The following is a 10,009-nucleotide window of genomic DNA, read 5'->3' as shown; positions in this document are numbered from 1 at the left end:
TCCCTATCCGCTGTGCGCGTAGGAGTGTTGAGAAGGGCTGTCCCTAGTACGAGAGGACCGGGACGGACGAACCTCTGGTGTGCCAGTTGTCCTGCCAAGGGCATGGCTGGTTGGCTACGTTCGGGAGGGATAACCGCTGAAAGCATCTAAGCGGGAAGCCTGCTTCGAGATGAGCACTCCCACCTCCTTGAGAGGGTAAGGCTCCCAGTAGACGACTGGGTTGATAGGCCGGATATGGAAGCCCTGTGAGGGGTGGAGTTGACCGGTACTAATAGGCCGAGGGCTTGTCCTCAGACGCTCGCGTTCACTGTGTGGTTCCCGGGTAGCGAACAGCTATCGCCGGTAGGGAGTCGATTCTTTCGACCCCGCCACAAGAAGCAACACCATTTTTCAACTGAAAAGTGTGTTCGCTGAATACCCGATAGGGTTTCGGTGGTCATAGCGTGAGGGAAACGCCCGGTTACATTCCGAACCCGGAAGCTAAGCCTCACAGCGCCGATGGTACTGCAGGGGGGACCCTGTGGGAGAGTAGGACGCCGCCGAACAATTCTTCAATAGGCCGAGGCCCCAGCGATTCGCTGGGGCCTCGGCCTTTTTTGTTGGGCATCGGCCGGACACGTGGACGGCCGGCGGACGGTGGTCGGGCACCCGGACGCGGTGTTCCGCCGGATGCCGGACAATGGACAAGGTGGACGTTCCGGGCCCTGGTGGGGTGCGGAGGGCGTCCGGATCTCGCGCTGGTGTCGGTGGATCGGCAGTGGCGCCTCTCGAACTCGCAGTGTGCAGACAGGAGTCACCAGCATGTCGAACCCGCCCCAGGACCGGCCCGAGCGCCGTAACGACGGCGGCCGGGGGTACGAGCCCAGGTCGCGAGGGGGCTGGTCGAACGACCGCGGCCCGCGTCGTGACGACCGTGGCGAAGGCGGCGGCTACCGGGGTCGTGACGACCGCGGTGACCGCGGGGGCTTCCGCTCGCGTGACGACCGGCCTTCGTACGGCGGTGGCGGCGGTGGCGGTGGTTACCGCTCCCGTGACGACCGTCCGCAGGGCGGTGGCGCCGGCGGTGGCTACCGTTCGCGTGACGACCGGCCTTCGTACGGCGGCGGTGGGGGCGGTGGCGGTTACCGCTCCCGTGACGACCGCCCGCAGCAGGGCGGCGGCGACCGTGGCGGGTTCCGTGGCCGGGACGACCGTCCGCAGGGCGGCGGCGGTGGCGGTGGCTACCGTGGCCGGGACGACCGTCCGCAGGGCGGTGGCGACCGTGGTGGGTTCCGTCCGCGTGAGGACCGTCCCTCGTACGGGCGGGACCGCGACGACCGCCCCCAGCGCAGTGGCGGTTACGACCGCCCGCAGGGCGGCGGCTTCCGGGGCCGCGACGACCGGCCGCAGCGCAGCGGTGGCTACGACCGCCCGCAGGGTGGTGGGTTCCGGCCGCGTGAGGAGCGTTCGTTCGACGACCGCCCGCAGCGCAGTGGTGGCTACGAGCGCCGGGACGACCGTCCGCAGCGCAGTGGTGGCTACGACCGTCCGCAGGGTGGTGGTGACCGTGGTGGGTTCCGTCCGCGTGAGGATCGCCCCTCGTACGGGCGTGACCGTGACGACCGCCCGCAGCGCAGCGGCGGCTACGACCGCCCGCAGGGTGGTGGCTTCCGGCCGCGTGAGGAGCGTTCGTTCGACGACCGCCCGCAGCGCAGTGGCGGGTACGAGCGCCGGGACGACCGTCCGCAGCGCAGCGGCGGCTACGACCGTCCGCAGGGTGGTGGCGACCGTGGTGGGTTCCGTCCGCGTGAGGACCGCCCCTCGTACGGGCGTGACCGTGACGACCGCCCGCAGCGCAGCGGCGGCTACGACCGCCCGCAGGGCGGCGGCTTCCGGGGCCGGGACGACCGCCCGCAGCGCAGCGGCGGCTACGACCGCCCGCAGGGTGGCGGTGACCGTGGCGGCTTCCGTGGCCGGGACGACCGTCCGCAGCGCAGTGGCGGGTATGAGCGTCGGGACGACCGGGGCGGGTACCGGGGCGGGCGTGACGACCGTGGTGGGTACCGCGGTGGGCGGGACGAGCGGGGCGGCGGGTACGACGAGCGGCGTCAGGAGCCGGTGAAGCGGCTGCCGATCCCGGACGACGTGACCGGGTTCGAGATCGACGCGGACGTCAAGCAGGACCTGAAGAGCCTGCCGAAGACGCTGGCCGAGGACGTGGCGCGCAACCTGGTGATGGTGGCGCGGCTGCTCGACAGCGAGCCGGAGGAGGCCTACAACTACTCGCGGGTCGCGCTGCGGCTGGCTTCGCGGGTGGCGAGCGTGCGCGAGGCGGCCGGGTTTGCCTCGTACATGACGCAGCGGTACGCGGAGGCGCTGACCGAGTTCCGGGCGGCGAAGCGGATGACCGGGCGGGTCGACCTGTGGCCGGTGATGGCGGACTGCGAGCGCGGTCTGGGCCGGCCGGAGCGGGCGCTGGCGATGGCCGGCGAGCCCGAGGTGAAGCAGCTGGACAAGGCCGGTCAGGTCGAGATGCGGCTGGTCGCGGCGGGTGCCCGGGCGGACCTGGAGCAGTTCGACGCGGCCGTCGTGACGCTGCAGAGCCCGGAGCTGGCGTCCTCGGCGATCCACCCGTGGACGGCGCGGCTGCGCTACGGGTACGCGGACGCGCTGATCGCGGCGGGTCGGGCGGACGAGGCCCGGGAGTGGTTCGTGAAGGCCGTGGAGGCCGACACGGACGGGTCGACCAACGCGGCCGAGCGGCTGGCGGAGATCGACGGCATCGAGTTCACCGACGCGCTGGACGAGGACGCCGAGGTCGAGGACGAGGGCGCGGAGGCCGTGGAGCCGGTGCGCCGTCAGATCGACAAGGACGACGTCGGCGACGACCGGATGATCTTCGAGGACGAAGAGGACGTCGAGGAGTTCTACGACGAGGACGACGAGGAGATCGACGAGGACTACGACGAGGACTCGTTCGAGGAGCAGCCGAAGAAGGGCTGACCGGCGTGTGGAGAGGCCCCCGTTCCGGGTAGGAGCGGGGGCCTCTCCGCGTTCCGCGCGGGCGGGTCGGTGGCGGGGTCGGTGGCGGGTCTGCGGCGAGCCGGTGGCGGGGCAGCCGCGGATCAGCCGAGTTCGAGGGAGCGCAGGACCAGTCCGGTGGCCGGCTTGGGGCCGAAGGAGGTGGACTTGCGGGGCATGGTGACGCCCTGTTCGGCGAGGCGGCGCACGACGCGTTCCTCGACGGGGTGGAGCAGGACGGCGGTGCCGCCGGTGCGGGCGGCCTCGCGGACGGCGGCCTCGGCGGAGTGCAGGTAGCCGATGTGCTCGGGGCTGTCGGGGACGTGCCAGGTGCGGTCGAGCAGGACGGCGTGCAGGACGGTGGCGTCCAGGCGGCGCCACTCCTCGGGGCGGTCGGTGCGGACGGTGGCGGCGAGGGTGGCTTCGTCGGGGCCGGTGAGGAGCTGGAAGCGGCCGTCGCCGGCGGTGAGGACGAAGGAGTTGCCGGGGGAGCGGTGGGCCTCGGCGAGGGCGGCGAGGGCGTCGGGGAGCGCGCCGGGCAGCTCGGTGGTGCGCCAGGCGGCCGGGTCGAGGGCGGCGAGCGCGGCGTCCGGCGGGAGGCGGTGCAGGACGCGGTGGATGGCGCGGACCCGCAGCGGGTAGCGGTCGGTGTCGACGAGCAGGACCAGGCCGCGGTCCCAGGGACTGCGCGGCAGGTGGCGGTGTTCGCGCTGGAGCCGCAGGTACATCTCCCAGCGGTGGTGGCCGTCGGCGATCAGGGCGCGGCAGCCGGCCAGGTCGCGGGTGACGGCGGCCAGTTCGGCGGGGTCGGTGACGGCCCACAGGCGGTGGTGGGTGCCGTCGCTGGTGGTGGTGGCGAGCAGCGGTTCGGTGGCGGCGGCGCGTTCGATGACGTCGGCGGCGCGGCCGTGGCCGCGGTAGGTGAGCAGCAGCGGTTCGAGGTTGGCGCGGGTGGTGCGCATCAGGCCGACCCGGTCGGCGACGGGCTTGGGCATGACGTCCTCGTGCGGCAGGACGACGCCGGCTTCGGGGCCGCTGACGGCGAGGGCGCCGATCAGGCCGCGCTGGAGGGTGCCGGAGGGGGTGCGCTGCTCGTAGACGTACAGGGCGGGGTTGGGGTCGGCGGTCAGGACGCCCCGGTGGCGCCAGTCGCTGAGCAGGCGGGCGGCGTGCCGGTAGCGGGTGTCGCGGTCGGGGCGGTCGCCGGCGTCCTCGGGTTCGGGGCGGGGCAGGATCAGGCGGACGATGTTGTGCGGGTCCGCGGTCTCCAGGTCCAGGCGCCGTCCGGGGTCGACCACGTCGTACGGCGGTGAGGTGACCGCGGCCAGGTCGCCGACCCGGTGCGGGTCGTAGCGCAGGCCGCGGAACGGGGACAGGGACAGCCCTGCGGTGGCGACGTGCCCGGGGTCTCCGGGGCCGCCCGAGGGCTCGTTGCCGGTTTCGGCACGAGGGGCGCTCATTCTGGGCATGTTAGTCGGGTAGTCCTTGTTGGGAGATCGCGATGCGGGTGGACGTCCAGGTCATCCGGGACGTGGGCGGGCGGACGGGAAGCGGGGTAGGTGCGGATGGGTCACCGGGAGCACGAGGGCGACGGCGGGGCGGCGGTTCCGGGGGCCGGCGGGAACGGGGCGCCCGGCGGCGGGGTGTACGACTGGTTCCGGCGCGGGGTGCGGCTGTTGGAGGAGCGGCACCCGGCGGCGGCGGTGCAGCTGCTGGCGCGGGCGGCGGAGGCGGAGCCGGGGTCGGGGTCGATCCGGGAGGCGCTGGCGCGGGCCCAGTTCGACGCGGGGCAGTACGCGCGGGCGCTGGAGAGTTTCCGGGCGGTGGCGGAGGCCGATCCGTCGGACGACTACGCGCAGTTCGGGTGGGGGGTGTCGGCGGCCCGGCTGGGCGACTTCGAGGTCTCGGCGGAGCACCTGGCGCTGGCGGTGGCGATGCAGCCGGGCAACCGCCACTACCAGGCGGCGCTGCGGCAGACCAGGGCGACGCTGGCGGCCCGGGCGGGGGCGTACGGGCCGCTGCTGCCGGGGGCGCCCGGGTACCCGGCACCGCTGGACGGCCCGGAGGGTTCGAGCGGCCCGGAGGGTTCGGGTGGCTCGGAGGGTTCGGACGGTCCGGGGAGGCCGGAGGGCCCGGAGGACCCTGGTGAGGGCTGACCGGGGTGCGGTGGCGGGCGCGGCCTAGGCTGGCGGGTGTCCGTTCGGTTCGAGGTGACGAGGGTGGAGCAGCGATGACGGAGAACGCCGCGGCGGTGCGGAGCGTGCCGGGGTCCAGTGCGGAGGCGCTGACGGAGGCGTACGACACGGCGCTGCTGGACCTGGACGGGGTGGTGTACGCCGGGCCGCACGCGGTCGTCCACGCCGTGGAGTCGCTGGAGCGGGCCCGGGCGGCCGGGATGCGGCTGGCGTACGTCACCAACAACGCGTCGCGGCCGCCGCGCGCGGTGGCGGAGCACCTGACGGAGCTGGGCGTCCCGGCCGAGCCCGCGGACGTGATCAACTCGGCGCAGGCGGCGGCCCGGCTGGTGGCGGAGAAGGTGCCGGCGGGGTCGCGGGTGCTGGTGATCGGCGGGGCGGGGCTGCTGGAGGCGCTGGAGGAGCGCGGGCTGGTGCCGGTGCGCTCGCTGGAGGACGACCCGGCGGCGGTGGTGCAGGGCTACGACCCGTCGGTCGGCTGGAAGGACCTGGCGGAGGCTTCGTACGCGGTGGGCCGGGGCCTGCCGTGGGTGGCCTCGAACACCGACCTGTCGATCCCGACGGCCCGGGGCATCGCGCCGGGCAACGGGACGCTGGTGGCGGCGGTGCGGGCGGCGACCGGCGTGGAGCCGGAGGTGGCGGGCAAGCCGCTGCCGCCGATGCACCGGGAGACGGTGCTGCGGACGGGGGCGAAGCGTCCGCTGGTGGTCGGTGACCGGCTGGACACCGACATCGAGGGCGCGTTCAACGGCGGGGTGGACTCGCTGCTGGTGTTCACCGGCATCGCCACGCCGGAGCAGGTGCTGGCCGCGCCGCCGAAGCACCGCCCGACCTACCTGGCCGAGGACCTGCGGGGCCTGCTGGAGGCGCAGCCGGAGGTGTCGGCGCTGGACGGCGGCCGGTTCGGCTGCGGCGGCTGGACGGCGGGCGCGGACGGCGGCGTGCTGGCGCTGGACGGCACGGGCGGCCGGATCGACGCGGTGCGGGCGCTGTGCGCGGCGGCCTGGACGTGGGCGGACGGGCACGACGGCGCGGCGCCGGAGTCGGCGAAGGCCCTGGCGGGGCTGCCCGCGGCGGACTGACGGGTCCGTGGCCGGTCCGGGCCGGTCCGGGCCGTGGTGCGGCCATCCGTTCGGGGGACGGGTGGCCGGTGCCGGTCGGTCCGTGCCGGTCGGTCGGCGGCGCGGGGGGTCAGAGCAGGGTGCGCAGGCGCAGCAGGTCGCGGAGGCTCGCGTCCAGCTTGAGGCGGCCGGTGGCCCAGGCGGTGGGGAAGGGGAGCTCGCCGGCGACCAGGGCGACCAGGTCGTCCCCGGTGGTGGTGAGCTTGATGTCGGCCTTGGTGGCGGGCGGGCCGGGGGCCTCGGTGATGCCGGTGAGCCGTCCGTCGGTGAGGCGGCCGGTGAAGGTCAGGTCGAGGTCGGTGAGGTGGCAGCTGAGGGAGCGGTCGAGGGCGGCGGCCTTGCGGATGTCGCCGCCGGCGGCGGTGAGGTTGCGGCTGAGCTGCTCCAGCGCGGTGCGGCACTCCTCGGTGGTGGCCATGTCTGCGGCTTGCTCCCGTCGGTGGTCGTTCGGCGTTCCACGCTAGCGCAGCGCCGTACGGCGGCGGCCCGGAGAGGGTAGCGTCGGTGGCGGTAGTCGGTGGCGGCGGCGAGGAGGCGGACGGATGCTGCAGGACGCGGTGCGGGGTGTGCGGGGCGTGCTGGTGGTGGCGGCGGAGCTGGCCGAGGAGGCGGGCCGCCGGGTGCTGGACACGGCCGGGGAACTGCTCAAGCCCAGGGGTGAACTGCCCCCCGGGGTGGAGCAGTTGCGGGTGCTCGCCGAGGAGGCGGTGACGGCCGGCCGGGCCGGGGTCGACCTGGTGGCCGGGGTGGCCCGGGGCGAGGCGGAACGGGTGTTCGAGAAGGTCGGCGACCAGGTGGTGAAGGTCGGCGTGGTGCTGAGCTTCCTGGAGTCGAAGCTGCGGGAGGTCGAGGAGGAGCCGGTCGCGGGGCAGGAGCCGCCGGACGAGGAGCCCGGGCCCGAGGAGCCGGTGGCGCCGGTGGTGCGCCCGGCCGCGCGGGCCCAGGGCCTGTTCGACGCGGGTTGGGACGCGGAGCCGGAGACCCCGGTGGAGACCCCGATGGAGACCCCGGCGGAGAACGTGGCGGTGGCCGGTGACCGGAAGGCGGCGGCGCGGAAGGCGGCGGCCCGCAAGCAGGCGGCGGGTTCGGCGTCGGGCGTCAGGAAGGCCGCGGCGCGCCGGGCCCCCGGGGAGGCTGCCGGGACGGCGGACGGCGCGCCGGCGGGACCGCGCCGGGCTCCGGCGCGGAAGGCGGCGGCCCGCAAGGGGGCGGCCGCGAAGCAGGCGTCGGCGCAGCGCTCGGTGCCGCGCAAGGCGGCCCCCGCGGCTCCGGCGGCCTCGGTGGTCGGGACGCCCGCGGAGGTGGCGGAGAAGGCCGCGGCAGGGAAGACCGCGGTCAAGCGGACGGTCCCGTCCGTCCCGGCGGCCGACGGCGCGTCGGCGCGGGGGGCGTTCCCGAGCGCGCCGTTGCCCGCGAAGAAGGCCCCGGCGAAGCGCGGCGCGGCCGGGAAGACCGCCGCGAGCGGGACCGCCGACGACGAGGGCCCGGCGAAGAAGACCGCCGCGAAGAAGGCCGTGCCGAACGTGACCCCCGCGAGCGAGCGCGCCGCGAAGCAGGCCACCAGGAAGCGGACCCCCGCGAAGAGCACCCCCGCGAAGCGGACGCCTCCTGCCCCCGGGCGGCGGGCCGGGACCGGGACCGGGACCGGAGCCGGGGGCGAGGGGGCCGGTGGTGAGTGAGGGGGACCGGACGGGGGAGTCCGAGGTGGACGTGGCGCTGGCCCTGCTGGGGGAGCTGGACGGGGCGGGGGCGGAGCGGTGCGTCGAGGTGTACGAAGATGTCCATGCGCGGCTCGCCGCGACCCTCGCGGCGCTGGACCGCGGGTGAGGACCGTCCGATGTGGGAGCTGACGTAGCAGTGGCAGTGGCACGACGCCGTCTGGACGCGGAGCTGGTGCGCCGCAAGCTGGCCCGTTCGCGGGAGCACGCGAGCGAGTTGATCGCGGCGGGCCGGGTGTCGGTGGGCGGCGCGGTGGCGACGAAGCCGGCGACGCAGGTGGAGACCGCGGCGGCGGTGGTGGTCGCGAAGGACGACGCGGACCCGGACTACGTCTCGCGCGGCGGGCACAAGCTGGCGGGCGCGTTCGCGGCGTTCGTGCCGCGGGGCCTGGTGGTGGCGGGCCGGCGGGCGCTGGACGCGGGCGCGTCCACGGGCGGGTTCACGGACGTGCTGCTGCGCGCGGGCGCGGCGCACGTGCTGGCGGTGGACGTCGGCTACGGGCAGCTGGCCTGGTCGTTGCAGAGCGACGGGCGGGTGACGGTGATGGACCGCACCAACGTGCGGGAGCTGACGCCGGAGCTGATCGGCGGGGAGCCGGTGGACCTGGTGGTGGGCGACCTGTCGTTCATCTCGCTGGGCCTGGTGCTGCCGGCGCTGGCCCGCTGCGCGGCGCCGGACGCGGACCTGGTGCTGATGGTGAAGCCGCAGTTCGAGATCGGCAAGGAGCGGCTGGGCTCGGGCGGCGTGGTGCGTTCGCCGGAGCTGCGGGCCGAGACGATCCGGCGGGTGGCCGGGCAGGCGTGGGAGTCGGGGCTGGGGGTGCGGGCGGTGGCGGCGTCGCCGCTGCCGGGGCCGTCGGGGAACGTCGAGTACTTCCTGTGGCTGCGCCGGGACGCGGAGCCGCTGGATCCGGCGGCGGCGGACCGGGCCGTGGCCGAGGGGCCCCAGTAGGGTACTTGGCAGGCGTCCGGGCGTTGCGCAGACTGGCAGGTCGTGGCCGGGCCGCAACGGCCCGGCGGGCGTAGGGAGAGGGCAGCGGGGAATGAGCGATCGTCGTACGGTCTTCCTGATCGCGCACACCGGCCGGGAGGCGGCCCTGCGCAGCGTGGAGGGCGTGGTGGACGGCCTGCTGCGGGCGGGGATGCGAATCCGGCTGCTGGAGTCCGAGGCGCCGGACCTGGACCTGCCGGACGGGGTGGAGCTGGTGCCCGGCGGGCACGGCGCGGCGGACGGCTGCGAGCTGATCCTGGTCGCGGGCGGGGACGGCACGCTGCTGCGCGGGGCGGAGCTGGCCCGGGAGTCGGGGCTGCCGATGCTGGGCATCAACCTGGGCCGGGTGGGGTTCCTCGCCGAGGCCGAGCGCGACGACCTGGCGACGGTGGTGGAGCGGGTGGTGGCCGCCGACTACGAGGTCGAGGAGCGGATGACCGTCGACGTGCTGGTGCGCGCCGACGGGAACGTGCTGCACGAGGACTGGGCGCTGAACGAGGCGTCGGTGGAGAAGGCGTCCCGGGAGCGGGTGCTGGAGGTGGTCACCGAGGTGGACGGCCGCCCGGTGTCGAACTTCGGCTGCGACGGGGTGGTGCTGTCCACGCCGACCGGCTCCACGGCGTACGCGTTCTCCGGCGGCGGGCCGGTGGTGTGGCCGGAGGTGGAGGCGCTGCTGATGGTGCCGATCAGCGCGCACGCGCTGTTCGCCCGGCCGCTGGTGACCTCGCCGGACTCGGTGCTGGCGGTGGAGGTGCAGCCGCGGACCCCGCACGGGGTGCTGTGGTGCGACGGCCGCCGTTCGGTCGAACTCCCGGCCGGGGCGCGGGTGGAGGTCCGCCGGGGCAAGATCCCGGTGCGGCTGGCCCGGCTGCACCGGGCCCCGTTCACGGACCGGCTGGTCGCCAAGTTCGCCCTTCCGGTGACGGGTTGGCGCGGCCGGTCGGAGAACTGACCGCCCGGGGCGGCGGGTTGACGGGGCGGCGG

Annotated in this window: 9 protein-coding genes and 2 rRNA genes; 9 read left to right on the top strand and 2 right to left on the bottom strand. The window is 75.2% G+C overall.

What is annotated here, in order from left to right; translation table 11 throughout:
* From K353_RS31965 to K353_RS31950, 3 genes are all read left to right on the top strand, one after another.
* A 23S ribosomal RNA gene (locus tag K353_RS31965) occupies positions 1 to 292 on the top strand; the annotation flags it as partial.
* Between the two features lie 136 nt (positions 293 to 428).
* Positions 429 to 545, top strand: a 5S ribosomal RNA gene (gene rrf, locus K353_RS31960).
* A 1,552-nt stretch (positions 546 to 2,097) separates the two neighbouring features.
* Positions 2,098 to 2,982, top strand: coding sequence for a tetratricopeptide repeat protein (locus K353_RS31950; RefSeq protein WP_111556976.1), 885 nt, complete (start codon positions 2,098 to 2,100; stop codon positions 2,980 to 2,982).
* A 122-nt stretch (positions 2,983 to 3,104) separates the two neighbouring features.
* Here the strand turns inward: K353_RS31950 and K353_RS31945 are convergent, their stop codons facing one another.
* Complete coding sequence (locus tag K353_RS31945; protein ID WP_233533961.1) at positions 3,105 to 4,460, bottom strand: DUF1015 family protein; 1,356 nt, start codon at positions 4,458 to 4,460, stop codon at positions 3,105 to 3,107.
* Positions 4,461 to 4,565: 105 nt separating this feature from the next.
* Here K353_RS31945 and K353_RS31940 point away from each other — a divergent pair, with 105 nt between their 5' ends.
* Positions 4,566 to 5,156 (top strand): tetratricopeptide repeat protein, encoded by a 591-nt coding sequence (locus tag K353_RS31940; protein ID WP_111556984.1) that lies wholly within the window; start codon positions 4,566 to 4,568, stop codon positions 5,154 to 5,156.
* Positions 5,157 to 5,230: 74 nt separating this feature from the next.
* Entirely contained in the window at positions 5,231 to 6,277 is a 1,047-nt protein-coding gene (locus K353_RS31935) for an HAD-IIA family hydrolase (RefSeq protein WP_111556975.1), read from the top strand.
* A gap of 109 nt (positions 6,278 to 6,386) precedes the next feature.
* On the opposite strand, the gene K353_RS31930 is transcribed toward K353_RS31935, so the two are convergent.
* Entirely contained in the window at positions 6,387 to 6,734 is a 348-nt protein-coding gene (locus tag K353_RS31930) for an alkyl sulfatase C-terminal domain-containing protein (protein WP_111556974.1), read from the bottom strand.
* Between the two features lie 124 nt (positions 6,735 to 6,858).
* Between K353_RS31930 and K353_RS34090 the strand changes: the two genes are divergently transcribed.
* The 4 genes from K353_RS34090 (at position 6,859) to K353_RS31915 (ending at position 9,977) form a co-directional block, all read left to right on the top strand.
* Positions 6,859 to 7,995: a hypothetical protein gene (locus K353_RS34090; RefSeq protein ID WP_146616636.1), complete on the top strand. Its 1,137-nt coding sequence runs from the start codon at positions 6,859 to 6,861 to the stop codon at positions 7,993 to 7,995.
* Positions 7,988 to 8,143 carry a hypothetical protein gene (locus K353_RS34675; protein WP_158585553.1) on the top strand — a complete coding sequence of 52 codons (156 nt, stop codon included), beginning with the start codon at positions 7,988 to 7,990 and terminating at the stop codon, positions 8,141 to 8,143. Before K353_RS34090 ends, K353_RS34675 begins: the two co-directional genes overlap by 8 nt.
* Positions 8,144 to 8,179: 36 nt before the next feature.
* Complete coding sequence (locus K353_RS31920) at positions 8,180 to 8,986, top strand: TlyA family RNA methyltransferase (RefSeq protein WP_111556973.1); 807 nt, start codon at positions 8,180 to 8,182, stop codon at positions 8,984 to 8,986.
* A gap of 91 nt (positions 8,987 to 9,077) precedes the next feature.
* Positions 9,078 to 9,977: an NAD kinase gene (locus K353_RS31915; RefSeq protein ID WP_111556972.1), complete on the top strand. Its 900-nt coding sequence runs from the start codon at positions 9,078 to 9,080 to the stop codon at positions 9,975 to 9,977.
* Positions 9,978 to 10,009 lie beyond the last annotated feature (32 nt).

It is taken from the genome of Kitasatospora sp. SolWspMP-SS2h, from assembly GCF_003259315.1.
In the GTDB taxonomy this organism is placed as follows: Bacteria; Actinomycetota; Actinomycetes; order Streptomycetales; family Streptomycetaceae; genus Kitasatospora; species Kitasatospora fiedleri.
This window is presented reverse-complemented; position numbering and strand designations above follow the sequence as displayed.